21 protein-coding genes are annotated in these 24,386 nt (G+C 63.5%); 16 read left to right on the top strand and 5 right to left on the bottom strand.

Translation table 11 applies throughout. The annotated features are described in order from the left end of the window. The first annotated feature begins 20 nt into the window (after positions 1-20). From hemA to QX034_RS33905, 7 genes are all read left to right on the top strand, one after another. Entirely contained in the window at positions 21-1,277 is a 1,257-nt protein-coding gene (gene hemA / locus QX034_RS33935) for a 5-aminolevulinate synthase (protein WP_410052835.1), read from the top strand. A 260-nt stretch (positions 1,278-1,537) separates the two neighbouring features. Then, positions 1,538-2,299 (top strand): MetQ/NlpA family ABC transporter substrate-binding protein, encoded by a 762-nt coding sequence (locus tag QX034_RS33930; RefSeq protein ID WP_315704249.1) that lies wholly within the window; start codon positions 1,538-1,540, stop codon positions 2,297-2,299. 176 nt (positions 2,300-2,475) lie between these two features. After that, a complete protein-coding gene (locus QX034_RS33925) occupies positions 2,476-3,513 on the top strand; it encodes a putative FMN-dependent luciferase-like monooxygenase (protein WP_316175476.1) in 1,038 nt (345 codons plus the stop codon). A 65-nt stretch (positions 3,514-3,578) separates the two neighbouring features. Continuing rightward, the gene (locus QX034_RS33920) at positions 3,579-4,736 is read left to right on the top strand and encodes an ABC transporter substrate-binding protein (protein ID WP_316196337.1); all 1,158 of its coding nucleotides are present in this window, start codon (positions 3,579-3,581) and stop codon (positions 4,734-4,736) included. Between the two features lie 52 nt (positions 4,737-4,788). Beyond that, the gene (locus QX034_RS33915; RefSeq protein WP_316196336.1) at positions 4,789-6,612 is read left to right on the top strand and encodes an ABC transporter permease; all 1,824 of its coding nucleotides are present in this window, start codon (positions 4,789-4,791) and stop codon (positions 6,610-6,612) included. Beyond that, positions 6,612-7,496 carry an ABC transporter ATP-binding protein gene (locus QX034_RS33910; protein WP_315744413.1) on the top strand — a complete coding sequence of 295 codons (885 nt, stop codon included), beginning with the start codon at positions 6,612-6,614 and terminating at the stop codon, positions 7,494-7,496. The genes QX034_RS33915 and QX034_RS33910 overlap by 1 nt, the downstream gene beginning before the upstream one ends. Continuing rightward, positions 7,493-8,236 carry an ABC transporter ATP-binding protein gene (locus QX034_RS33905; protein WP_315703207.1) on the top strand — a complete coding sequence of 248 codons (744 nt, stop codon included), beginning with the start codon at positions 7,493-7,495 and terminating at the stop codon, positions 8,234-8,236. Before QX034_RS33910 ends, QX034_RS33905 begins: the two co-directional genes overlap by 4 nt. 55 nt (positions 8,237-8,291) lie before the next feature. On the opposite strand, the gene QX034_RS33900 is transcribed toward QX034_RS33905, so the two are convergent. Continuing rightward, entirely contained in the window at positions 8,292-9,050 is a 759-nt protein-coding gene (locus QX034_RS33900; RefSeq protein WP_315703208.1) for an SDR family oxidoreductase, read from the bottom strand. A gap of 78 nt (positions 9,051-9,128) precedes the next feature. Continuing rightward, a complete protein-coding gene (locus QX034_RS33895; protein ID WP_315703209.1) occupies positions 9,129-10,400 on the bottom strand; it encodes an ROK family protein in 1,272 nt (423 codons plus the stop codon). Between the two features lie 244 nt (positions 10,401-10,644). On the opposite strand from QX034_RS33895, the gene QX034_RS33890 reads away from it, so the two are divergent. From QX034_RS33890 to QX034_RS33880, 3 genes are all read left to right on the top strand, one after another. Then, positions 10,645-11,607 (top strand): sugar-binding protein, encoded by a 963-nt coding sequence (locus tag QX034_RS33890; RefSeq protein WP_315703210.1) that lies wholly within the window; start codon positions 10,645-10,647, stop codon positions 11,605-11,607. A gap of 64 nt (positions 11,608-11,671) precedes the next feature. Then, complete coding sequence (locus QX034_RS33885) at positions 11,672-13,198, top strand: sugar ABC transporter ATP-binding protein (protein ID WP_315703211.1); 1,527 nt, start codon at positions 11,672-11,674, stop codon at positions 13,196-13,198. Then, on the top strand, positions 13,195-14,256 hold the full coding sequence (locus tag QX034_RS33880; RefSeq protein WP_315703212.1) for an ABC transporter permease: 1,062 nt from the start codon (positions 13,195-13,197) through the stop codon (positions 14,254-14,256). Before QX034_RS33885 ends, QX034_RS33880 begins: the two co-directional genes overlap by 4 nt. A gap of 123 nt (positions 14,257-14,379) precedes the next feature. Here QX034_RS33880 and QX034_RS33875 read toward each other — a convergent pair whose 3' ends face one another. The 3 genes from QX034_RS33875 to QX034_RS33865 are packed head-to-tail and all read right to left on the bottom strand — an operon-like array spanning position 14,380 to position 17,561. Next, the gene (locus tag QX034_RS33875) at positions 14,380-15,408 is read right to left on the bottom strand and encodes a class II aldolase/adducin family protein (RefSeq protein WP_315703213.1); all 1,029 of its coding nucleotides are present in this window, start codon (positions 15,406-15,408) and stop codon (positions 14,380-14,382) included. 9 nt (positions 15,409-15,417) lie between these two features. Then, a complete protein-coding gene (locus QX034_RS33870; protein WP_315703214.1) occupies positions 15,418-16,284 on the bottom strand; it encodes a TIGR01459 family HAD-type hydrolase in 867 nt (288 codons plus the stop codon). Continuing rightward, a complete protein-coding gene (locus QX034_RS33865) occupies positions 16,281-17,561 on the bottom strand; it encodes an FGGY-family carbohydrate kinase (protein ID WP_316196335.1) in 1,281 nt (426 codons plus the stop codon). The genes QX034_RS33870 and QX034_RS33865 overlap by 4 nt, the downstream gene beginning before the upstream one ends. Positions 17,562-17,722: 161 nt before the next feature. Between QX034_RS33865 and QX034_RS33860 the strand changes: the two genes are divergently transcribed. The 6 genes from QX034_RS33860 to QX034_RS33835 all read left to right on the top strand — a co-directional run bounded on the left by QX034_RS33860 (position 17,723) and on the right by QX034_RS33835 (position 24,386). Continuing rightward, positions 17,723-18,736, top strand: a complete 1,014-nt coding sequence (locus tag QX034_RS33860; RefSeq protein ID WP_315703216.1) for a sugar-binding transcriptional regulator — start codon at positions 17,723-17,725, stop codon at positions 18,734-18,736. A gap of 20 nt (positions 18,737-18,756) precedes the next feature. Further along, positions 18,757-20,196 carry an extracellular solute-binding protein gene (locus QX034_RS33855; protein WP_315703217.1) on the top strand — a complete coding sequence of 480 codons (1,440 nt, stop codon included), beginning with the start codon at positions 18,757-18,759 and terminating at the stop codon, positions 20,194-20,196. Positions 20,197-20,340: 144 nt separating this feature from the next. Then, entirely contained in the window at positions 20,341-21,267 is a 927-nt protein-coding gene (locus QX034_RS33850) for a carbohydrate ABC transporter permease (RefSeq protein ID WP_409977517.1), read from the top strand. A gap of 16 nt (positions 21,268-21,283) precedes the next feature. Further along, positions 21,284-22,141, top strand: a complete 858-nt coding sequence (locus QX034_RS33845) for a carbohydrate ABC transporter permease (RefSeq protein ID WP_315703219.1) — start codon at positions 21,284-21,286, stop codon at positions 22,139-22,141. Between the two features lie 6 nt (positions 22,142-22,147). After that, complete coding sequence (locus tag QX034_RS33840) at positions 22,148-23,254, top strand: ABC transporter ATP-binding protein (protein WP_316196334.1); 1,107 nt, start codon at positions 22,148-22,150, stop codon at positions 23,252-23,254. 22 nt (positions 23,255-23,276) lie between these two features. Then, the gene (locus QX034_RS33835; protein ID WP_315806623.1) at positions 23,277-24,386 is read left to right on the top strand and encodes an ABC transporter ATP-binding protein; all 1,110 of its coding nucleotides are present in this window, start codon (positions 23,277-23,279) and stop codon (positions 24,384-24,386) included.

Raw genomic sequence — 24,386 nt, 5'->3', positions numbered from 1 at the left:
CAGATCTGGAGGTCTATGTCATGAACTATCAAGCAAGGGCGATCGGCCTCGGTATTGATTACGACGCCTATTTCGATCGCGCCCTTGGTCAGCTGCATCAGGAGCGCCGCTACCGGGTGTTTGCCGATCTCGAGCGCCTGGCCGGCCGCTTTCCCCATGCGATCTGGCATTCGCCGGAGGGCGAGCGCGACGTCGTGATCTGGTGCTCGAACGATTATCTCGGCATGGGCCAGCATCCCAAGGTCATCGGCGCCATGGTCGATGCGGCGACGCGGATGGGGACCGGCGCAGGCGGCACCCGTAACATCGCCGGCACCAACCATCCGCTGATCGAGCTCGAGCGGGAGCTCGCCGATCTCCACGGCAAGCAGGCCGCGCTGGTCTTCACCTCAGGCTATGTCTCCAACGAGACCGGCATCTCCACCATCGCCAAGCTGCTGCCGAACTGCCTGCTGCTGTCGGATTCGCTGAACCACAATTCCATGATCGAAGGCGTCCGCAAGGCCGGCACCGAGAAGCAGATCTGGCGGCACAACGACACGGCGCATCTGGAGCAGCTCTTGCGCGCCGCCGATCCGGATCGGCCCAAGCTGATCATCTGCGAAAGCCTGTATTCGATGGACGGCGACGTCGCGCCATTGCACCGGATCTGCGACCTCGCCGAGCGTTATGGCGCGCTGACCTATGTCGACGAGGTGCATGCGGTCGGCATGTACGGCCCGCGCGGCGGCGGCATCGCCGAGCGCGACGGTGCCATGGACCGGATCGACATCCTGGAGGGCACGCTGGCCAAGGCCTATGGCTGTCTCGGCGGCTATATCGCGGCCAATGCGAACCTGATCGACGCGGTGCGCTCCTATGCGCCGGGCTTCATCTTCACCACCGCGCTGCCGCCGCCGGTCTGCGCGGCGGCCACCGCCGCGATCCGTCACCTGAAGACCTCGCAATGGGAACGGCAGCGGCATCAGGATCGCGCAGCGCGGCTCAAGGCCGTGCTGCATGCGGCGGGCCTGCCGGTGATGCCGAGCGACACCCATATCGTCCCGGTTCATGTCGGCGATCCCGAAAAGTGCAAGCTGGCCTCCGACCTCTTGCTGTCGGAGCACGGCATCTACATCCAGCCGATCAACTATCCGACCGTGCCGCGCGGGCAGGAGCGGCTGCGCATCACGCCGTCGCCCTATCATGATGACGGCCTGATCGATGCGCTCGCCGAGGCGCTGGTCGAGGTCTGGGCGCGTCTTCAGCTACGAAGGTACGAGGATCGAGGCCTTTAGTCGTCGACCCGATTCCCGCGCGACGTCGATCGGCGTTGCGCCGAGGAATCTGACGAAATCGCTCCTTGCGCTGCTGGCGGCGCGGCGCCAGCCGGGGAGCGTAGATCCATTTCCTTTTGGGGCGCCGGCATAGAACCGGCACCCCGCCACAAGCACAAATTTGGATTTCCATTTCATTGATTTCATGGGCGGCGCGGGAGATGACCATGCCATAGTTCTGAATTCCAGGAGAGGCTGAGGTGTCGTTTCGTTCCGTTTTCATGCTCCCGACCTTGCTCGTGGCCTGGTCGGTGGGCGCTTCAGCCGAGACCATCAAGGTCGGCGTGACCCCGGGGCCCCATGCGCAGATCCTGGAAGCCGTAAAGCCGATCGCCGCGAAGAGTGGGCTCGATATCCAGCTGGTCGAGTTCTCGGATTATGTCGTGCCGAATGCCGCGCTTGATGCGGGCGACATCCAGGCCAACTCGTTTCAGAACCAGCCCTATCTCGACAACCAGAAGGCCGATCGCGGCTACAAGATCGAGTCGGTCGGGTTGACCGTCAATTTCCCGATCGGGGTCTATTCCAAGAAGTACAAGACCTGGGCGGACGTGCCGGAGGGCGGCAAGATTTCGATCCCCAACGATCCGACGAATGGCGGGCGGGTGTTGCTGCTGCTGCGCGACAAGGGTGCGATCAAGCTGAAGGATGGCGTCGGCTTCAAGCCGACAGTCCTAGACATTTCCGACAATCCAAAGAAGCTGAAGTTCATCGAAGTGGACGCAGCGCAATCGCCGCGCGCGTTGGACGACGTGGACGCCGCTGCGATCAACACCAACTACGCGACCCAGGCAGGACTTGATCCGGTGAAGGACCCGATCCTGCGGGAGGACCCCAAGGGCCCCTACGTCAATCTGATCGCCGTCCGCGCCGCCGACAAGGACAAGCCCTGGGTCAGGATTCTCGTGGACAGCTACCACGCGCCAGAGGTCAAGGAATTCGTTCTGACGAAGTTCAAGGGCGCAGTACTGCCGAGTTGGTGATCCGATCGAACCGGTTGCCTGACGCTATCCCTGCAAGCACAGTTTGAAGCCGGCAGAGGCTGCGTGCCTCGTGCTTGCGTGCGTCGATTTGACGGGACGATGATCTGCGCGCAAACTTGCCGGACGGTGGCGAAGCCGGACAAGCCCGACCGGTGGGTTTCAAGCTAAAGGTCTTCATGAACCGTTTTGCAGAACTTAAGAGATTGGGATTCTTCACGCGTCTGCTCGATGATGCGGCACCGGCTGAGCGCTACCGACTGGCAACCGAGCAGATACTGCACGCGGAAAAGGCAGGTCTCGATTCAGCGTGGATTGCGCAACACCATTTCCATGAAGGCGAGGGTGGGCTTCCGTCTCCGTTCGCCTTTCTAGGATTCGTCGCCGCGCGAACCTCGCGCATCCGCTTGGGGACGGGCATCGTCACGCTCCCTTTGGAGCATCCGGTGCGCGTGGCGGAGGATGCGGCCGTTCTTGACTTGCTCTCCGGCGGGCGGCTCGAGCTTGGCGTCGGGACCGGCGGAAATCCATCCGCCTTTGCCTCGTTCGGGCTCGACAGTGCGCAGCGCGCGGAGATCTTTGCCCGCAATCTCGACATTGTCCGCAACGCACTCGGCGGGATGACGCTCCCCGGCGGCGACATGATCTATCCGCCAGGACCGCAGCTTTGCGATCGGATCTGGCAGGCGACGTTTTCGGTGAGCGGTGGCGCGAGAGCAGGCAGGACGGGTGACGGCTTGTTGTTGTCGAGGACGCAGCCCCGATCCAAGGACGCGCCACGTGCCTCGCTGGCCGAGATTCAGGACCCGATCATCGATGCCTATCTCGAGGCCCTGCCGCGGGGGCGGCAGCCAAGGATCATGGCCTCGCGCAGCGTGTTTGTCGCGGACGGTCGCAAGGAGGCGCTGCGCTTGGCCGATATCGGCCTGCGGCGTGCCCGGGAGCACTTCATCGCCGGTGGCCACGCCCCGCCCGGAGATACGCTGAGCGAGATGATCACCGCGTTCGATGTCCATGTCGGCACGGCCGACGACGTGATCGATTCACTTCGTGCCGACAGCACCCTGCAGCGGGTGACCGATCTGGTGTTTCAAGCGCATTCCATCGACCCGCCTCATCCGTTCATTCTGCGATCCATCGATCTGATGGCGAGCGTGGTGGCGCCGGCCTTGGGTTGGACGAGAGAGGCTGAAGCCGAAGCGCCAGTGGCGAACTGATGGGCACGAGACCAGCGAACGGGACCAGCGTTCCAGAGCAGAATGAAGAATGAATGGAGCCGCACATGAGCAAGATGAACCGTCGGACCGTGGTCAAGGGATCGCTCGCAGTGGCCGTGATGGCCGCAGCCGGGGCCCGCAATGCCCTGGGGCAGTCGTCCGAGCCGATCATGCTCGGGGTGAGCGGACCGCTGACCGGGCCGAATGCGCAATATGGCGCGCAATGGAAGCAGGGTTTCGACCTCGCACTGGATGAGATCCAGGCGGCCGGTGGCATCAATGGGCGCAAGCTCGCTTACAGGTTCGAGGATAGCCAGAGCGATCCGCGCCAGTCCGTCGCTATCGCCCAGAAGTTTGTGTCGGACCCGAGTATCGTGATGGAGCTCGGCGATTTCTCCAGTCCGGCATCGATGGCGGCCTCGCCGATCTACCAGCGCGGAGGCCTGGTCCAGTTCGGCTTCACGAACTCTCATCCGGATTTCACCAAGGGTGGCGACTTCATGTGGAGCACCTCGGTGAGTCAGGCTGACGAGCAGCCGCTGCTGGCGCGTTACGCGGTGAGCAAGCTTGGGCTCAAGAAGCTCGCCATTCTGCACCTGAACACCGATTGGGGGCGTACCAGCCGCGACTATTTCGCCAGCGCCGCCAAGGAGCTTGGCGCTGAGGTGGCCATCACGGAAGGCTATATTCCCGACGAGCGCGATTTCCGGTCGACGCTGGTACGCGTTCGCGACGCCAATCCGGATGGCCTCATCCTGATCTCGTATTATTCGGATGGCGCGCTGATCGCACGTCAAGCGCGACAGCTCGGCCTGAAGCAGACGATCTGCGCTGCGAGTTCGGTCTACTCGCCGAAATTTTTGGAGCTCGGTGGAGAGGCGGTCGAGAATGTTCATCTCGGCACCAGGTATTTTCCCGAAGATCCGCGGCCGGAGGTGCGCAAGTTCATCTCGGGCTTCAAGGCAAAATACAACGGCCAGGAACCCGATGCGTTCAACGCCTATTCCTACGATGCGATGAATGTGGCGGCGGCCGTGCTGAGAATTGGCGGGACCGATCGCCGCGCCATTCGCGATGCCTTCGCCAAGGTCCACGACGTCTCCACGGTCATCTTCGGACCGGCGACCTTCGATATCCAGACCCGCCGCGTCAAAGGCGCCATGAATGCAGAACTCGTCGTCAAGAAAGGTCAATTCACGCTGTGGGATGGCAAGCCGAGCTGATGTTCACTGGCCGGCTTCAATAGGCGCCGGCGCTTTTGATTAGGAATCACGCGTGTCTTCCTGGCTCGACTACACGATCAATGGGCTGATCGTCGGCAACGTCTACGCACTCATCGCGGTCGGGCTTGCCCTGATCTTCGGCGTCAGCCGCCTGATCAATTTCGCGCAAGGCTCGATCTACCTTGTCGGCGCCTATATCGGCTGGGTCGCGGTGGTCGGGCTGCGCACGCCGCTGCTCCTCACCATCTTTCTGGTCGTGGCAGCCTCCGCGCTGGTCGGATTGATCATCGAGCGCTTCGGACTGCGCCCGCTGCAAAATTCGGCCCGTATCGCGCCGCTCCTGGCTACGATCGGCATCAGCTTCGTGCTCGATCAGCTCGTCATGCTCACCTTCTCGCCCAATCCGCGAGCGCTGCCGAGCCAGCTGCCGGATATCCGTTACCAGATCGGCAACGGAACGATCGGTCCGCTCGACATCTTGATCGCCGGCATTGGCATCACCAGCGCTGCTCTGCTCTTCGTTTTCCTACGCTACAGCAAACTCGGCTGGGCCGTGCGAGCCACAGCGCAGGACCGCGAGGCTGCCATGCAGATGGGGGTTGACGTCAACCGGGTCAATCAGACCGTGTTCGGGATAGCTGCCGCGCTTGGCGGGCTCTCCGGCATGCTGGTCGGCATGTATTACAACCAGATCGATACAGCGATGAGCCTTCAGGCAACGCTCAAGGGCGTCGTCGCGGAGGTGGCCGGCGGGGCGGGCAATGTGCCCGGCGCGGTCGTCGGCGGTCTCCTGCTTGGGCTGGTCGAAAGCTACGGTGTCGCGCTGTTCGGCACCAGTTATCGCAATCTCTTCGCGTTTCTACTGCTGATCCTGGTCCTCGTGCTGCGGCCGAACGGCCTGTTCGCGAGCTCCAAGCAAACCCCTCCGGAGCCGCTGACCGGCACTTTCGTTGCACCCAGCCGTCCGCTCCGGATTCCGCGCTGGAGCTTGGCGATCGCGGTCGTGGTGTTCGCATCGCTGCCGCTGCTGCCACTCTCGTCCTACGTGCTTCAGGTTCTCACCAATGCCTGGCTGTTCGCCATGCTGGCGCTCAGCCTGACGCTTGTCGCCGGCACGGTGGGGCAGGTTTCCCTGGGCCATGCCGCGCTGCTTGCAATCGGTGCCTACACGTCGGCGCTGCTTTCGCTCGAGCTTTCCGTGCCGGTCGGAATTGCGATCATCTGCGGCGGACTGATGAGTGCTGGGCTCGGCACGGCTCTTATCTCGCCATCTTTCCGATTGCGCGGTCACTACGTCTCGATTGCAACATTGGCGATCGGCGAGATCGTATCCTTGGTCATCTTGAACTGGGAATCGGTCACGCGCGGACCGATCGGCATTTCGGGCATTCCGCCACTGTCGCTGTTTGGCTACGAGCTGGTCAGCCCTGCAGCAGTCTACTGGTTCAGCTTCGCCGTCATGGTTCTGCTGGCGCTGCTGCAGACGAGGCTGCTTGCGTCGCATCTCGGTCGCAGCTTCCGTGCCATCCGCGACGACGACGTGGCCGCGCGCAGCTACGGCCTGGGATTGAACCGTTACAAATCGCTGGCATTCATTTACGGCGGATTCGCTGCCGGCGTGAGCGGAGGCATCGCTGCCCACCTGTACTCCTATATCAATCACGAGACCTTCAACACGCAGCAATCCATCCTGGCGCTCACTATCGTGATCCTGGGAGGATTGGGCAACGTGGTGGGCGCTATCGTCGGATCGGTAGCGCTGGTTGGTCTGCCCGAAGTGTTCCGCGTCGCAGCCGAGTACCGCATCCTGATCTACGGCATCGTCCTGTTGCTGCTGGTGCGATTCAGGCCGCAGGGCCTGCTGGGGACGATCTGATGGCCGCACCCAGCGCAGCGCAGACGAACGCGACCGGCGGTGGCCCGTCAACCCTGCTTTCCTTGCGCGGGCTGACCCGGCGCTTTGGCGGACTCACGGCGGTGGACGGCATCGACCTCGATCTCGCCGAGGGCGAACTCGTGAGCATCATCGGCCCGAACGGTGCCGGCAAGACGACCTTGTTCAATCTCGTCACCGGGCTGGATGCGCCCGGCGCAGGTCAGGTGTTTTTCGATGGCCGGGACATCACAGGTCTGTCGCCCGAGAGGCTGGCCGCCGGCGGCATGGCGCGCACATTCCAACTGGGGCGCGTCTTCGGCAATCTCAGCGTGATGGACAATGTCCTGATCGGTGCCCATACGCGGCTCCGCGCCGTCAGGCCGCCGGCGATCCTGGCCGCGCCGTTGCTCGAGCTCGGCTTGGCGCTGCTGCGGCCGGGCAGCGTGAAGCTTGAGGAGGAGCGGCTGCGCGAGGAGGTGAGGGGGATTCTTGCCCGGTTCGGCGAGCGTCTCCTGCCACGGATCGACCAGCCAGCTTACAGCCTGTCCTACGCCAATCGCCGGCGGGTCGAGATCGCACGTGCGCTCGCGCTCCGGCCGCGGCTGCTGCTGCTCGACGAGCCGACCGCGGGGATGAACCCGACCGAGACCAGCGAGATGCAGGAGCTGATCGCCGAACTGAAGGCGGAGGGTCTGACGATCCTTCTGATCGAGCACAAGCTCGACATGGTGATGCGCCTGTCCGACCGTGTCGTCGTCATGGACGAGGGCAAGAAGATCGCCGAGGGGACCGGCGAGGAGGTGCGTAACGATCCCAAGGTGATCGAGGCATATCTCGGTCATGGCCTGTCGCAACCCGCGGACGACGAAGAGACGGTGGCATGAACCCACCATCCTGCTCCGATCCGCTGCTGCGACTGTCTGCGATCAATACCTTCTATGGCCAGGCGCAGGTGCATTTCGACCTCTCGATCGAGGTGCCGCGCAGTCATATCGTGTGCCTGCTTGGCGGCAATGCCAGCGGGAAGTCGACCACGATGAAGATCATTCTCGGCCTGGTGCGGCCGCGCTCGGGCGAGTTTGAGTTCGACGGAACCTCGATGCTCGGTTTGACGACGCCGCAGATCGTGCGCCGCGGTATCGCGTCCGTGCCGGAGGCGCGCCGGCTGTTCGCGGACATGAGTGTTCGCGAGAACATCCTGATGGGCGCATTCGTGCGCACGGACGGTGCGGAGGTCGGGCGTGACCTGGATCGCATGCTGACGCTATTTCCAAAGCTCGGAGAGCGGCTGTCGCAACGGGCCGGCTCGCTGTCCGGTGGCGAGCAGCAGATGGTCGCCATGGCCCGTGCGCTGATGAGCCGCCCCCGATTGATCGTCATGGACGAGCCCACCATGGGGCTGTCACCGCTCTATGTCGATCGTGTGCTGGAGCTGATCCGGACGATCAACCAGGAGGGCGTCTCGATCTTCATGGTCGAGCAGAACGCAAGCCTTGCTCTCGAAATCGCCCATGAGGCCTATGTTCTGCAAACCGGCAGGATCGTCCTGTCCGGTCCGGCGCGCGAGCTCAGGCAAGACCCGCGCGTGCGCGACGCTTATCTCGGCGGTGCCACCTCTGAATGAGAGGGAGCGGCGGCCTGCGGGCGAGCGCACCTGCCACCCCGGTCGGCCAGGTGGGTCAAACCCAGCCGCCGTCGACGATGTAGTTCTGGTTGGTGCAGGCGCCGCTGTCGTCCGCAGCAAAGAAGAGGACGACGCGGGCGATGTCATCCGGCACGAGCTTGCGCTTGAGGCATTGGCGCTGCATGATTTCGGCCTCACCCTCAGGCGTTAACCAGAGATCCTGCTGCCGCTGGGTCATGATCCATCCGGGCAGGATGGAATTGACGCGCACGTTGTTCGGCCCAAGGTCGCGGGCGAGCGCACGGGTCAGGCCTTGAATCGCTGATTTGGCGGTGGTGTAGCAGGGCATGTTGCCTTGGCCGATCACCCAGCTCACCGAGCCGATGTTGACGATCGAGCCGCCGCCTGCCTGGGTCATGTCCGGCGCGATCGCCTGGGCGGCAAAGAACTGGTGTTTGAGATTCACTGCGATCCGCTCGTCCCAATATTCGGGCGTGACCTCCTCGATGGTGTGACGGTCGTCGCGAGCCGCGTTGTTGACCAGGATGGTGATCGGCCCCAGCGCCTCGCGGACGCCGGCGACCGCGCGCCGCAGGGCGGCGATATCGCGCAGGTCGGCGGGCTCGAAATGCACCTTGGCATCGGCTGGCAGGTCGGCCAGCAGCTGATTTGAGGCTTTCACATCGATGTCGATGAAGCCGACCCGCGAGCCTTGGCCGACGAATTGCCGAACGATGGCCTCGCCGATGCCGGAACCGCCGCCGGTCACCAGTACGGTCCGGTCCTTGAGACTTGGATAGATAGCGCCCAGCATTGGCGTCCTCTCGATGTGGCGCCTGAAGGGCGTCGGTTGCACGGCTGCAGCTCGAACAAGGGCCGCAGCTTCCGGTGTTCACTCGCTGCTTTCCATGTGGGTCCGGTCCACCACACGCAAGGTCCGCCGCACCATGCCATCGACGATCGCCGCCGACTCGCAGGGACGCACATAGATCGCCGTGGACTTGAGCAGCCACGGCAACACCGCCTGCGCGAGCCGCTCCTCATAAGCGTGGCGCATCATGTCAAATCCCTGCAGGCCGGGGCCGGCCAGGATGACATGGTTGGGGCGCAGCACTGAAATCGTTGCGGCAACGGCCTCCGCAAGCGCGTGGCCTGCCTGCTGGAACAACTGCTCGAAGCGGGGATCGCCGCCCAGTGCTCGCTGGCGAAGCAAGTCCATCTGCGCCTCCGACGGCTGCTGCGATGCCGCAGGCGGCAGGTCGAGAAAGGTGCGGGCATCGCGATAGAGCGCATAGTCGGCGAGGTAGGCCTCGACGCAGCCGCGCTGGCCGCAGCGGCACTGCGGACCGTTCGGCGCCAATTTGATGTGGCCGATCTCGCTGCCGGCGCCCCAGCGCGCTTCGCCGTCGACGACGACGCCCATCCCGACGCCGTGGCCGACCATGATCGTGGCCGACAGGCCCTCTGCCAGTGCCGGTTCGGCGGCTGCCAGCGCCAGCGCGACTGCGACCGCGTCGTTCGCCATCACGACCTCGACCCCGAACGCCTGACGCAGCGGCTTCGCCAGATCGACATCGGTGACCGACAACGCGGGACTCCACAGATGCCGCCCGGCGTCGGCATTGACGATGCCTTGCAGCGCAATTCCGATTCCGAGCAGCCGGTGGCGCGGCGTCGCGGTCGCGTCAAGCATCGCGTCGATCTGCGTGATTACGAGATCGCACAACGCAGCTGCATCGAGAGCGCGCGTCGCCAGCGTCAGTCGCGATTGCGCCAGACCGGAGCCACTGAAGTCTGCGATCAGCGTCTCGATCAGGTTCATGCGCAGCGAAACCGCAATGATGCGGCCGAACTCCGGATTCATGGTCAGCAGCACCGCCGGCCGGCCACGGCGACGGCCATTCAGCCCGTCAGCATCCTCTTCATCGGTATCGTCGGGCCACGATGTCGCTGCCCCGGCTTCGGTCTCGGCCTCGCACAGCAGTTCTTCCGACATCAGTTTCGACGTGATCGCCGAAATGGCCGGGAAGCTCAGCCCCGTACTCCGCGCGAGCTCCACGCGCGGCAACGGCCCTTGGCGCCGCAAGACCTCGACGAGGCGGCCGCGATTTGATCCGCGGGTCACACTCGCAGCACGTCTCGTCGGTTCGGGTTCGTCATCCATGCCAGTGTTTTAATTCGATAGGTGAAGTTAATCAACGTGTGCGGTGCGGCCGTGAAGAAGTGACGCAGCGAAAGTCTGCCTGATTGTACCTCGTGCACTATTTTTGCGGGAGCGAAGGAGCAAGAACATCCTTGACCTGAGGTATTCTTCTCCATAATTTATTCGAAGCGTAAATAAAATAAGGCGCAAGAAGCGCCGCGCATGAATCCCCTCATAACGGGGGTGACATAAGGGAGAGGTGCACATGAAGGGCTCAATGAAGCTGATCGTGCCACTGCTGGCGAGCGCAGCTGTGCTCGTGACGGCCATCGGGACGGCGCAGGCTCAGCAGAAAAAGACCATCGCGCTGGTGACCAACGTCGCGGCCGATTTCTGGACCATCGCCGGTCGCGGGCTTGAGAAGGCGCAGAAAGAACACCCGGATTACAATATCGAGTTGATCGTCACCAACGAAGGGACCGCGGCGGGCCAGCGGCGGGAACTGGATGACTTGCTGGTGCGCGGCGTCGCCGGCATCTCCATCTCCGTCGACGATGCCCCACATGCAACGGAAGAACTCAACAAGGTCGCCGCCAAGACCGTGTTGATCACGACCGACAGCGACGCGCCGCAGAGCAATCGTCTTGCCTATATCGGCACCGACAATGTCGCGGCCGGGCGGCAGGCCGGCGAGGAGATCAAGAAGGCGCTGCCGAACGGCGGCAAGATCGCGCTGTTTGTCGGAACGATGGACGCTGACAATGCTCGCGAGCGGGTGCAGGGGATCAAGGACGCGATCGCCGGCACTAAGGTCGAACTGGTCGACGTGTTCACCGACCAGGTGGATTTCGCCAAGGCCAAGGCGAATATGGAGAACGTGCTCGTCAAATATCCCGACATTGCGCTGTTGTCGGGTCTGTGGAGCTACGAGACGCCGCTGATCTATGACGCGGTGAAGGCGGCCGGCAAAGCCGGCAAGGTGAAGATCGTCGGCTTCGACGAGGACCAGCGCACGCTGCGGGGCATCTCGGACGGCACCATCGAATCCACCGTCGTGCAGCAACCCTACGAGTTCGGCTATCTCTCCGCCACCAACATCATCAAGACGCTGAATGGCGACAAGTCCTGGATCCCGAAGGACAGCAAGCTGATCGTGCCGACCAAGGTGATCGACAAGACCAACGTCGCGCAGTTCACCGCATCGATGAAAGAGCTGCTGAAGAAGTAACATCAGCGGTGCTTTACCGCCTGGCGGCCACCGCCGCCGGGCGTTGTGCGGGAGGAAACGCCGAATGGCGGAGACGTTGCTGGAACTTGCCGGGATCAGCAAGACCTATCCCGGTGTCAGGGCCCTCGACGATGTCAACCTGCGCGTCGAGCGCGGCGAGGTGCTGGGACTGATCGGCGAGAACGGCGCCGGCAAATCGACCTTGATGCGCGTGCTGGCGGGCGTGATCGCGCCGAGCGCGGGCGTGATCCGCATCGGCGGCAACGATCATGCGCGCATGACGGTGAGCGAGGCGACGCGGGCCGGCATCGCCTTCGTCCACCAGGAACTGAACCTGTTCGAGAATCTCGATGTCGCGGCCAACGTATTCATCGGGCGCGAGACGCTGATCGGCGGTCCGCTGAAGCTGGTGGACAACACGAAGATGCGTGCCCGGGTGACGCCGCTGCTGGAGCGGTTGGGTGCCGATTTCATGCCGGATACGCCGGTCGACAACCTGTCGATCGCGCAGCGCCAGATGGTGGAGATCGCCAAGGCGCTCTCGATCGACGCCCGCGTCATCATCATGGACGAGCCGACCTCCAGCCTGACGATCTCCGAGACCGAACGGTTGCTGGAGGTGATTGCCGACCTGAAGGGGCATGGCATTTCGGTGATCTATATCTCCCACCGGCTTGGCGAGATCACGACTTGCGCGGACCGCGTCGTGGTGCTGCGCGACGGGCGCACGGTCGGCGAACTGGCGCGGCACGAACTCAGCCATGCCGCGATGATCCGGCTGATGATCGGTCGCGACCTGAAGGCGCTATATACGCCGCCGGGACGGCCGCCGCAGCCGGGCGGCTGCGATATCGTCGGCCTCGTCACATCAGCGTTTCCCGACCGGCAGATCAATCTTTCCGTGCGCCGTGGCGAGATCCTCGGCCTGGCAGGGCTGGTAGGTGCGGGCCGCACCTCGCTGGCCCGCGCGGCCTTCGGCATCGACCCGCTGCTTGGCGGGGAGATCAGGATCGACAACGAGCCGGTCGGTGTCGCTTCCCCGCGCGATGCGATCAGGCAAGGGATCTATCTGGTCCCGGAGGACCGCAAGAAATCCGGGCTCGTGCTGGATCTGCCGATCCGGGAGAACGTGACGCTCGCGAACCTTTTGAACTATGCGCGGATGTGGCTGGTGAGCGGCACAGCCGAACGCAAGGTCGCCAAGGAACAGATGAGACGTCTGTCCATCAAGGCGCCGAGCGCCGATATGGAGGCCGTGACGCTCTCCGGCGGTAACCAGCAGAAAGTGGTGCTGGGCAAGTGGCTTTCGATGCAGCCACGGGTAATGTTCTTCGACGAACCGACCCGTGGCATCGATGTCGGTGCCAAGAGCGAGATCTACCTGCTGATGCGCCATCTCGCCGATCAGGGCGTCGCGATCGTGATGATCTCCTCGGATATGGAGGAGGTGATCGGCGTCTCCGATCGGGTGGCGGTCATGCATGAGGGCTGTGTCAGCGGCGTGCTGCCGCGCGAGCAGCTCAGCGAATACAACGTGCTGCGGCTGGCGATCGGCCAAGCGCTGGAAACCGTGGAAGCCGCTGCGCCATGATGAAGAAGGAACTCGGCCTGCTCCTGCTCCTGGTCGTGATTTCCGCGATCACGGGCGCCATCAATCCGGCCTTTCTGTCGCTGGTGAACTTGCTGAACATGGCCAATCTGATCGGCCTGTTCGGTGTGTTCGCGCTGGGCGAGGGGCTCGTGATCATCACGGGAGGCATCGATCTCTCGCTTGGCTCGATGTTCGCGCTGCTTGGCGTGGTCTTCATCGACCTTCTCACGACTTATGAGATCTATTGGCCGCTCGCGCTGCTGCTTGTCCTGGCGGGCGGGCTGGCTCTCGGCGCGATCCAGGGTTTCCTGATCACGCGGCTGAAAATGCAGCCCTTCATCGTCACGCTGTGCGGGTTGCTGATCTATCGCGGCGCCGCCCGCTACTATACCAGCGATTCGACGCGGGGGTTCGGCTACGGTGATGAAGCCAAGACATTGAGCGACATCGCGTCCGGTAGTATCGCCGGCATTCCGAACACCTTCATCTTCCTGATCATCCTTGCGCTGATCCTGGGCGTGCTGCTGCACCGCTCGGTCTACGGGCGCTGGCTCTATGCGGTGGGCAAGAACGAGGAAGCGGCGCGCTTCTCCGGTATCAACACGGACCTCGTGATCGCGACGGCCTATATCATCAGCGGCGGGCTCGCGGGCGTCTCAACCGTGCTGTTCGTGTTCTATACGAACTCGGTGTCTCCGAGCTCGTTCGGCAATTTCTACGAACTCTACGCCATCGCAGCTGCCGTTCTGGGTGGGTGCAGCCTGCGCGGCGGTGAAGGCTCCATTCTGGGCATCGTGCTGGGAACGGCGCTGCTGCAGGTGCTGCAGAACCTCGTGAATATCCTGGGCATCCCCAATTCCCTCAACTTCGCCGTGATGGGGACGGTGATCTTGCTCGGCGTGCTGGCGGACCAGCAATTGCAGGCGCGCCGGCGCCGCCAGATGGCGCTGGCCGGGCCGGCCCGCACGACACCGAGATCGACGCTTGTGCAGGGGATGCAGAGCGCATCACCTGGCGGCGCGGCTGCGTTGCCGACGAGAACAGGTGATCAGGCATAATGGCTCTCACGTGCTGACGCGGCGGGAGTTGCCTTGGTCAAGCACAAGAAAGATGGAACATGCGGTCTGCGGCCCGCCGGAAGGCCCTATTAATGCCTCGTCCCACAGGTGCGCCGGTTCTTGTCAGCGACGAGCGGTCAGCTGCTGGCGGTAGCGCTCGGCGTCCCAATTCAGAAGAGCTTGTTCATTCTCGGCGGTGAGATAAGCGACTTCGGCGCTTAGCGGCAGGCGCGCGGTGACCAGCGCAAGGCAGCTCAGCATGGCTTCGGCGCCGGGACTGGCATCGGTGCGAATGACGGCACCCTTATCTGGTACGAGAACAGCCACGGGCGGCGGCAGTCCGTTTGCGCTGGCGCGCGCCCCCATCGCGAGAAGGTCCTCGCCTTGGCCCAGCATCGGCAGGCCAGGCCCCAGAAAGACGACGTGATCGGGATAAAGCGAGCCGCTCGTTGCAACGGCACGACTGAAGCGATCGGTGGCGATGGCATGGCAAAGCGGATCTGTCGGCAAGCGATAGTCCGTCCCTCGACATAGTTCGTGAAGCGCTTTCTCGTCCGCTGCCGGCGCAGCACGGGGCACGAGTGCAAGGCGCTCTTCGACCTCGTGAACAAGCGCTTCTGCAGCACCGCAGCTCGGTGCACCGACGACAAGGCCGTGATTGCCGAGGATCAGGACGTCGATTGTGTCCTGTGCGATGACCGCGCCGACGGCGCGGGCCAGCGGCAGTCCGGGGTGATAGTAGTCGAGGTGACGCCAAGCCAGCCCATCCAGTCGCCTGGCAAATTCCTCGGGCGCATCGGTTCGGACCGCCCATGCGATGGTGTTGACGGAATGCACGTGCAGCACCACCGGATGTGGCAGAAGCGCGTGGAGAGACGTCTCGATCGAAGCGCGCAGCGCGGTTTGGCCATGATCGGCGAGGGGGATGCGCTCATCGCCGCGTGCCAGCGCCGCCTGCGCCTGTTTGAGCAAGACCGGCACGAAGATGTCCTTGTGCTCGGCATCGGCAAGCCAGGTGCCCGAGGCTTTGACCCATAGCATATCGCCATGCTTGATCGAGGAGTTGCCGCCTGCACCCTGCACCAGGCGAATATCGCGGCCGACCCGGGCCGACATCAGGCGAAGCTCGTGGAGGTCTGCAGCGTCTTGCATCAACGTCCCTCACCAGGTCAGAGCGCCCATGATCCAATTCGGCATGCGGTCGCGCGAGCCGGCCAGCTTTCGTATCGGCTCATCGATATCGCGTGTGGCGAGGAAATCCCGGTGCACGCCCGAACTCAGGAGCAATGTCAGCATTCCGGCGGCGCGCCCTCCGGCGACATCATGGTCAAGGGAATCGCCAACCATCAGCACGCACCTTGGATCGGGGTGGCCGAGGCGCTCCAGCGCCGCCTCAAAGATCGGGGCATGCGGCTTGCCGACGAACCTCACGGCGCCGCCGAGCTGCTCATAGACGCGCGCCAGCGCGCCGGGCGCGGGGACCAGCCCGGCCTCGCCGAACATCTTGAGGTCGGGATTGGCGCAGAGCATCGGAAGCCCGCGCGCGATGGCCAAGCTGAAGCATTCGCGCCAGCGGTCGGGCTCCGCGCGCTTATCGTCGACGCCAGCAAGCAGGACGAAATCGGCTTCTCTCACATCCGCGACGATCGCTAGATTAAGCCCGTCGACAATGGACCGGTCGCTCCCTCGGGTGATGAGGAAACAGGAATGGCCAAACTCGGTGAACGGCTTGTGCGTCCGATTTCGCAGGCCCTGCCAGGTCACTTCTCCCGAGGTAAGAATGCCGTCATAGGCCGACGGCGGCAGACCGAGCCGGGCAAGCCGTTCGGCATTGCTGCGTGCGCGCTTGCCCGAATTCGAGAGCACCAGGACGTGCTTGCCGGCTTCCCTGAGCTTGGCCATGCAATCCCGCGCAGCCGGAAAGATCCTGCCGCCTTCGTGCAGCGTGCCCCATTGATCGAGCAGGACATGGTCGAACCGGTCTGCGATCGCTGAGAGCCCCGCGATTGCGAGGGTTTCGCGCGTCATGGCCGACCACCTCGCAACGCGAGAAGCGCGGCGCCATAACATGCCTCGGTCTGCTCGGCGACGCTCACGGGCACACCAAGGATCCGGCGCCGGATCTCCGTCCAGACGGCGTTCTTGGCGCCACCGCCGATGCTGATCACGCGGCGGAGCGGTGGCGCTCCGAGTTGCGCCAGCCGTCGGTAAGCGAGCGCTTCGACCGATGCGATGCCTTCGAGAAGAGCCTGGAAGAAGCGATGATCCTCGGACGGGCGCGGCGCGATCCGCGGCGCGAGAGCAGGATCGGCGATCGGGAAACGTTCGCCCGGTTTGGGAAGGGGATAGTAGTCGAGGCCTGTCGGCACATCGGGGGTGAGCAGCGGAGTCAACCGATCCATCTGTTGCGCGGTGAAATGCGCCAACAAAGCCCCGCCGCCTGAATTGGAAGCCCCACCGGCGAGCCAGCGATCGCCGAGCCGGTGCGAATAGACGCCCTGGTCCGCGGCAAAGATCGGTTGCGTTGCAAGCAGTTTGACGACCAGTGTCGTTCCGAGCGACGTCACGGCGTCCCCCGGAGCATCAGCGCGCGTCGCAATGAAGGCTGCAACGCCGTCGGTGGTGCCGGCCGCGACGTGGGCTGAACGCGCTATACCAAGCGCGGATGCAACCTCCGGATCGATCGCAGCAAAGGACGTGCCGGGCACCAGCACTTGAGGCAAAAAGCCGCGGCTGACGCCGAGCTGGTCGAGCCACGCCGGCCAGGCGCGCGCGACCGGGTCGTAACCCAGCTTCAGCGCGTTGTTTTCGTCGCTGATGCCGTGACGGCCGGCAATGCGTCCAGCAATCCAGTCTGCTTGATGCACGGCAATGCGTGCCTCCTTGGCCGGCGCGCGATCCAGCAGGAAAAGCAACTTCGCGAGCGCGCTGCTTGCGCCATGTGCTCCGCTTTCCGCTGGCGCGATCGCTGCGATGCGGGCGGCTTGGTTGATCGCGCGCGCGTCATTGTACATGAGCCCCGGCGTACAAGGCCGGCCGGTCGTGTCGATCAGCAGGAGAGTGCCGGAGGTGCCATCGACCGCGATCCGTTCGACACGCTTGAGGTCAACTGTGCGGCCGAGTCCTGAAATCGCCGAGGTCGTCGCCTGCCACCAGAGTTCCGGGTCCTGATCGATCGCGTTGCCGTCCTGGTGCGGCGGAGGGAGGTTCGCCGATTCGATCCCCTGGATTTCGCCGCGCGCGTCGATCGCGCAGGCGCGGACGCCACCCGTGCCGACGTCGATGCCGAGAAACAGACCCGTCATTGGACTCACCATCTGGCAGCCGCCTCCGAAGCGAGGCGCGGATAACGTCACAACGCGATCCGGGCTCGACTGCACCGCAGCACGTTTGGGGGATTGACGATCGTCCGCGCCTCTGCAATTTTTTGCAAGGTGTGAAGAATTTTGCAAGCGGGCTTTTCGGCGTGGGGACACCAGACAGGCTGCCGACGGTTGATGGCGAAGCTTCGCTTGCGACGCGCGCGGCGTGGCTGTACTTCGCCGCCGGGCTGACGCAGTCCGAGGTCGCCGAGCGGCTGAACATCCAAAGCACCAAGGCGCATCGGCTGATCGCGCGCGCGAGTCGCGAAGGCATGATCCGCGTCTTCGTCGAGGGGCCGGTGGCCGAATGCGTGGCGCTGGAGAACGCGCTTGCCGAACGCTATGGCCTGTCCTTTTGCCGCGTCGCACCCGACCTCGGCGAAGGCGAGTTGCCGCTGAAAGCACTCGCGCTCGAAGGCGCGAGCTTCCTGCGGCAGATCCTTGAGCGCGGCGAACACAAGATCATCGGCGTCGGGCATGGGCGCACGCTCGCGGCCGTCGTCGAGCAATTGCCGCAGACCCCCGCGCGCGATGTGCAGTTCGTGTCGTTGCTCGGTGGCCTGACGCGGAAATTCGCTGCCAATCCGTTCGACGTGATTCATCGTCTGGCCGAGCGAACCGGCGCGGAAGCCTATCTGCTGCCGGTGCCGGTGTTTGCGAATTCGGTCGCCGACCGTGCCGTGCTGATGAAGCAGTACGGCATCGCCGATGTGTTCGCGCTCGCGCGCAGGGCGTCGCTCCTGGTCGTCGGCATCGGCCAGATCCACAGCGACGGCTTTCTGGTCTCGAGCGGCATGATCAAGCCCGACGAGGTCGTGGAGTTGAAGCGGGCCGGGGCCTGCGCCGATCTGCTCGGCCATTTCTTCAATGCCAAGGGTGAGATGCTCGACATCGATCTCTCGGCGCGCGCCACCTCGATGGAGGCCGCGGATCTCAGGAAACACCGCATTGTCGCCATTGCCGGCGGGCTCGCGAAAGTGACGGCACTGCTTGCCGTGCTGCGCAGCGGCCTCCTGCATGGCCTCATCATCGACGAAGCGACCGCGCAAGCGCTCGCAAGCGAAAAGCCGGAGGCAACATCCGGCAAGACCAAGACCAAAAGTCGGAAGGGCAGGTAACGCCAACATGGGAGGCTTCAATGTACGATCGCGAGAAGAGTCTATTCGAATCCTACGCCGCCAAACGCATCAGTCGGCGTGATCTCCTCGACGGCGCCGCCAAGCTCGGCATCGCCGGTGTCGCGGCCAATGCCGCATTCGCATCAGCGATGTCGCGTGCGATGGCGGCGGACTTCAACTGGAAGGCCTATAGCGGCAAGTCCATCAAGCTGCTCTTGAACAAGCACCCTTACGTCGACGCGATGATCGCGGATCTTGACGCGTTCAAGAACCTTACCGGGATGAACGTCGCCTACGATATCTTCCCGGAAGACGTCTATTTCGACAAGGTGACGGCGGCGTTGTCGTCGAAGTCGGATCAGTACGACGCGTTCATGACCGGCGCCTACATGACCTGGACCTATGGTCCGGCGGGCTGGATCGAGGACCTCAACCCCTACATCAAGGATCCCGCGAAGACCAATCCGGCCTTCGCCTGGGACGACGTGCTGCCGAACCTCAGGGCATCGACGGCGTGGGACGGCGTTGCCGGCTCCGAGCTCGGCTCCGGCAAAGCCAAGCAATGGTGCATCCCCTGGGGTTATGAGCTCAACAACATCACCTACAATCGCAACATTTTCGACAAGGTCGGGGTGAAGCCGCCGAAGAACCTCGACGAGATGCTCGACGTCGCCGCGAAGATCACCAAGGACGCGGGCGGATCTTACGGCATCGGTGTCCGCGGTTCGCGCTCCTGGGCGACCATCCATCCGGGTTTCCTGTCGGCCTACTCGAACTTCGGCCAGAAGGATTTCGTGATGGAAGGCGGCAAGCTAAAGGCCGCGATGAACACCAAGGCCTCGAGGGAATTCCACGAGAAATGGGTCAAGATGATCCAGACCTCGGGTCCGAAGAACTGGTCGACATACACCTGGTACCAGGTCGGTACCGATCTCGGCGCCGGTGCTTCCGGCATGATCTTCGACGCCGACATCCTCGGCTATTTCATGAACGGCGGCGACAACAAGGAGAAAGGTCACCTCGGTTACGTTCCCTTCGCCGCCAATCCGGAAGCCAAGGCCCCGACACCGAACGTCTGGATCTGGTCGCTGGCTCTGTCGAGCTTCTCCAAGCAGAAGGATGCGGCGTGGCTGTTCATGCAATGGGCGGCCTCGGTCGAGCACGATCTGTTCGGCGCCCGCAAGATGGACTTCGTCAATCCAGTGCGCGCGTCGGTGTGGAAGGACCAGGAGTTCCGCGACCGGATTGCAAAATCCTATCCCGGTTATCTCGAGCAGTTCGACGTCTCGTCTCCCGGGGCGAAGATCTACTTTACCGCGCAGCCATTGTTCTTCGACCTCACGACCGAATGGGCGGCTTCGCTGCAGAAGATGGTAGCCAAGGAGGTCAGCGTCGATGAAGGGCTCGACAAGCTCGCCGACAGTATCAACCGCCAGCTGAAGCAGGCAGGTCTTGGTTGAATTCGCCTCGGTTGAAGCCTGGTGTTCCGGGCGCTGACGTTCGCATCCCATCTACGATGCTTGCGAATGTCGGCGCCAAAGCACCGCATGGCAGTCATGTTGATGCTGGCGCAAACGAATGAGCGATCTCTTATCGTCATGAGCATGGTTCAACTTCTTCAGGCCAATGCGCTACCACGCGGTGCGACAAAGCTGCGTGGCCGCATCCTGCCTTACCTGCTGAGCCTGCCGGCGCTGCTCGTCTGCATCGCCATCTTGGTGCCGTTCATCACGGCGGCAGTGTATTCGTTGCAGCGCTACCGCCTGAATTTGCCTTACCTTCGCGGCTTCATCGGGATCGACAACTATATCGACTTCCTGTCGGACCCCGCATTCTGGAACACGCTTCGAATCTCGCTCGTCTACACGGCCTCGACGGTGGTCGTTGAGCTGCTGCTCGGCCTCTGCATTGCGCTCTTGCTGCGACGGCCGACACGCTTCCACAATGCGGTCTCGATCATGCTGCTGCTGCCGCTGATGACGGCGCCGGCGATTGCCGCGCTGATGTGGAAGCTCATGACCAATCCGAGTTTCGGCATCCTGTCCTATCTCGTCAGCCTGTTCGGGGTCCATGATTTCAAGTGGGCCTCCGATCCCTCGACTGCGCTGTTCACCGTGGTGCTGGTCGACGTCTGGGTCTATACGCCGTTCATCATGATCCTGCTGCTGGCCGGATTGCGCTCGCTGCCGCGCCAGCCGTTCGAGGCCGCCGCACTCGATGGCGTGCCCGCGAGCTTCGTGTTCTTTCGGATCACGCTGCCGATGCTCGCGCCCTATATCATCACAGCCTCGCTGTTCCGGCTGCTCGATTCCATCCAGCAGTTTGACATCATCTACGCCATGACGCAGGGCGGACCCGGCGACCGGCTGATGGTGTTCCAAGTTCAGGCCTATCTCGAGTTCTTCCAGTACACCAACGTCGGACGATCGGCGGCGCTGCTGATGATCCTTTGGCTGATCACCAACATTCTGTCGAACATCTTCATCAAGAACTGGCTGCGGCTGCGGGCGCGCGCCCACGGTCACGCCTAGGCGAGGGGAGGCGGCGATGGATCACTCCAGTCTGGCGGGACGCATCTTCCGGGGCGTGGCGCTCACGGTCGTGCTCGTCTTCTTCATGTTCCCGATCGTCTGGATTCTGTTGATGTCGTTCCAGACCAACGAGCAGATTTTGCGGATTCCGCCACGTCTCTTGTTTGAGCCGACTCTCGCCAATTATGAGGCGCTGATCTCGGGCCAGCTGCATACGGCAGCTGGGAATCTCGAGATCTCCTTCATGCGTAACCTCTTCAACAGCTTCGTGCTGTCGAGTGCGGCGGTGGTCCTGGCTCTGCTGCTCGGCATTCCGGCAGCCTATTCGTTTGCGCGGTTCAAGTTTCGGCTGGGCGAGACCATTGCGTTCACGCTGTTGTCGTTCCGTTTCGCGCCGCCCTTGCTGGTGCTGCTGCCGCTGTCGCTGTACTATCAGCAACTCGGGCTCAGCGACACCTATATCGGGATCGTGTGGGTCTATCAGCTGATCGCGCTGCCGCTCATTCTGTGGATCGTGCGCGGGTATTTCGAGGATATCAGCCCGGACATCGAGCATGCTTATCGGCTCGCCGGGCATTCCTGGCGCGAAGCCTTCACGCGGATCGCGGTGCCGCTTGCCGGGCCGGGAATCGCGGCTGCGGGCTTGCTGTCCTTCATCTTCTGCTGGAACAATTTCGTGTTCGCGTTGATCCTGGCCTCCGCCGACAAGCAGCCGGTGACGGTGGGTGCGCTCGCCTTCGTCACGGCGTCAGGCATCCAATATGGCCAGATTGCTGCGGCGATCGTGCTCTCGGTGATGCCGACGCTGGTGCTTGCACTTTATGCGCAACGTTACCTCGTCGAAGGGCTGTCGCTCGGGGCGGTGAAAGGCTGAGAACGTATGGCACGGCTCGAGCTCAATTCGCTGATGAAGACATTCGGCACAGTGCGCTGCGCCGACGATGTGTCGCTCACCGTTGAGCCCGGCGAGATCGTGGCTGTCTTCGGCCCGTCCGGCAGCGGCAAGACGGTGCTGCTGCGCATGATCGCGGGGATGTTCGAGCCGGATGACGGAGACATTTTGATCGGCGGACAGTCGGTCGTCGGCGCGCCGCCCGAGCGGCGCGGCGTCGGCATGGCGTTTCAGAATTTTGCGCTGTTTCCGCATATGACCGCCCGGGACAACATCACGAGCGGGCTGCGTGCGAAGCAGGCCGATACTGACCGCGCCGCACGGGTCAAGTCGATCGCCGGCCTTCTGAAGATCGAGCATGTGCTCGGCCATATGCCGCGCGAACTGTCGAATGGGCAGAAGCAGCGCACGGCGTTGGCGCGCGCCCTGATCGGCAATCCCGAGGTTCTGCTGCTCGACGATCCCCTGCGCAACGTCGATGCCAAGCTGCGCTATGAGATGCGGCTCGAGCTGCCGAGCCTGTTGCGGCGAGGCACCGCGGCGGTCCTCTATGTGACCCAGGATTATCGCGAGGCGATGGCGATCGCCGATCGCATTGCGGTCCTCGTCAACGGGCGGCTCGAGCAGGTCGCTCGTCCGGATGAGATCTACAGCCGCCCTGCGTCGGTCGCGGTTGCCCGGCTGTTTGGCGACCCCAGCATCAATCTCGCCGAAGTGACGCCACGCGCGGAGCAGGGGGCAGGGTTCGCGGAGATTTCCGGCTCGCGCGTGCGGCTTGCCCCGTTTGAGCAGCAGCTGGACCATCACGGAGCATGCTGGCTCGGCATCCGGCCCGACGATCTCGTGATCTCAGGGGAAGGTAGCGAAGGCGGAATCCCGGCGCGGATTATCGCGGTCACGCCGATCCATGAAAGAGCCGTCGTGCTGCTCCGCTTTTCCGACGGTACCGAATGGCTGGCTGCGCAGCCGCCGGAGTCGCGGAGTCTCAGCGCCGACGAGAATGTGCTGGTCCGCTTCGCGCCGGAATCGGCCCTGCTGTTCGACCGTGCGACCGGGCTTCGCGTCGGCCAGCCGCACCGGCGGCACGCCGCGTGAGGGAGGGAGCTTGGTGATGGGCATGCTCGAACTCGGAAATGTCGACAAATTCTATCGCAGTGCCGGTAAAGCGCCCGTTCACGCGGTGCGCGCGCTCGACATGCAGGTTGCGGAAGGCGAGATCGTCGCGCTGTTGGGATCGTCAGGTTGTGGCAAGACCTCGACGTTGCGCATGATCGCAGGGTTCGAGGACGTGAGCTCGGGGTCGATCGTGTTGGGAGGCCGGCAGATCCATCGGCTGCCGCCGGCCCAGCGCAAGGTGGCGATGGCGTTCGAGGGCTATTCGCTTTATCCGCCGCTGACAGTGCGCGAGAACATCGCGTTTGCGCTGAAAGCGCAGCAATTGCCGCGCAGCGAGGTCAACCGCCGGGTCGACACCGTCGCGCGATTGGTCGAGATCGAAGACATTTTGGACAGCTTTCCCCGCACCATCTCGGGCGGCCAGCAGCAGCGCGTCTCGCTGGCGAGGGCGCTGGTGCGCGACGCCGATCTCTATCTTCTGGACGAGCCGATGGGACAGTTGGAGCCGCAGCTCCGTGCCGTGCTGCGCGGCCGGATCAAGGGGCTGCTTGCCGAGCGCGGCATGACCGCGATCTTCGTCACCCACGACCAGACCGAGGCGAGTGCACTGGCCGACCGCATCGCGGTGATGGAAGACGGAGTCCTGCAGCAATTTGCCAGTGAGCGGGAATTGAAGGATCGCCCGGCCAATCTGTTTGTCGCGAGTTTCATCGGCGAGCCGCCCATGAACCTGCTGCAGGCGGAGGTCATGCGCAGCGACGGTGGTTTCGGCCTGTCGGTTGCTCCGGATCTTGTTTTCCAGATCCAGGGCGCCACGCTAAACGATACCGCACAGAAGGTGTTGGCGGGGAGTGCGCGCCTGACGGTCGGAATCCGGCCGCATAAGATCGCGGTGGGAAGGGGAGACGTGCGCCTGCACGTTGTCTCCAATCAATGGCTGGGAGACCAATCCCACGTCGCAGGCGACTGTGCCGGCAAGCTCCTGATTGCAGTCACGTCGAACCGGATTGCGGCGCGGCCGGGTGATGTCGTCCCGTTCGCGATGGAGTCGCGGCATCTTCATATCTTCGCCGCCGACGGCGCCTGCATTCATCATGCGGAGGCCGCCTGA

It is taken from the genome of Bradyrhizobium sp. SZCCHNR3119 (genome assembly GCF_032487775.1).
GTDB lineage: Bacteria > Pseudomonadota > Alphaproteobacteria > Rhizobiales > Xanthobacteraceae > Bradyrhizobium.
The sequence above is the reverse complement of the archived record's forward strand: the minus strand, read 5'-3'. Positions and strand labels throughout refer to the sequence as shown.

Excerpts from the sequence above, each read along its gene's own strand:
- QX034_RS33865 (WP_316196335.1), bottom strand. The coding sequence starts at position 17,561 with ATGACGGGTCTGTTTCTCGGCATCGACGTCGGCACGGGTGGCGTCCGC.
- QX034_RS33905 (WP_315703207.1), top strand. The coding sequence starts at position 7,493 with ATGAACCCACCATCCTGCTCCGATCCGCTGCTGCGACTGTCTGCGATC.
- QX034_RS33920 (WP_316196337.1), top strand. The coding sequence starts at position 3,579 with ATGAGCAAGATGAACCGTCGGACCGTGGTCAAGGGATCGCTCGCAGTG.
- QX034_RS33925 (WP_316175476.1), top strand. The coding sequence starts at position 2,476 with ATGAACCGTTTTGCAGAACTTAAGAGATTGGGATTCTTCACGCGTCTG.
- QX034_RS33880 (WP_315703212.1), top strand. The coding sequence starts at position 13,195 with ATGATGAAGAAGGAACTCGGCCTGCTCCTGCTCCTGGTCGTGATTTCC.
- QX034_RS33895 (WP_315703209.1), bottom strand. The coding sequence starts at position 10,400 with ATGGATGACGAACCCGAACCGACGAGACGTGCTGCGAGTGTGACCCGC.
- QX034_RS33855 (WP_315703217.1), top strand. The coding sequence starts at position 18,757 with ATGTACGATCGCGAGAAGAGTCTATTCGAATCCTACGCCGCCAAACGC.
- QX034_RS33845 (WP_315703219.1), top strand. The coding sequence starts at position 21,284 with ATGGATCACTCCAGTCTGGCGGGACGCATCTTCCGGGGCGTGGCGCTC.
- QX034_RS33885 (WP_315703211.1), top strand. The coding sequence starts at position 11,672 with ATGGCGGAGACGTTGCTGGAACTTGCCGGGATCAGCAAGACCTATCCC.
- QX034_RS33910 (WP_315744413.1), top strand. The coding sequence starts at position 6,612 with ATGGCCGCACCCAGCGCAGCGCAGACGAACGCGACCGGCGGTGGCCCG.
- hemA (WP_410052835.1), top strand. The coding sequence starts at position 21 with ATGAACTATCAAGCAAGGGCGATCGGCCTCGGTATTGATTACGACGCC.
- QX034_RS33840 (WP_316196334.1), top strand. The coding sequence starts at position 22,148 with ATGGCACGGCTCGAGCTCAATTCGCTGATGAAGACATTCGGCACAGTG.
- QX034_RS33930 (WP_315704249.1), top strand. The coding sequence starts at position 1,538 with ATGCTCCCGACCTTGCTCGTGGCCTGGTCGGTGGGCGCTTCAGCCGAG.
- QX034_RS33890 (WP_315703210.1), top strand. The coding sequence starts at position 10,645 with ATGAAGGGCTCAATGAAGCTGATCGTGCCACTGCTGGCGAGCGCAGCT.
- QX034_RS33835 (WP_315806623.1), top strand. The coding sequence starts at position 23,277 with ATGCTCGAACTCGGAAATGTCGACAAATTCTATCGCAGTGCCGGTAAA.
- QX034_RS33870 (WP_315703214.1), bottom strand. The coding sequence starts at position 16,284 with ATGACGCGCGAAACCCTCGCAATCGCGGGGCTCTCAGCGATCGCAGAC.
- QX034_RS33900 (WP_315703208.1), bottom strand. The coding sequence starts at position 9,050 with ATGCTGGGCGCTATCTATCCAAGTCTCAAGGACCGGACCGTACTGGTG.
- QX034_RS33875 (WP_315703213.1), bottom strand. The coding sequence starts at position 15,408 with ATGCAAGACGCTGCAGACCTCCACGAGCTTCGCCTGATGTCGGCCCGG.
- QX034_RS33850 (WP_409977517.1), top strand. The coding sequence starts at position 20,341 with ATGGTTCAACTTCTTCAGGCCAATGCGCTACCACGCGGTGCGACAAAG.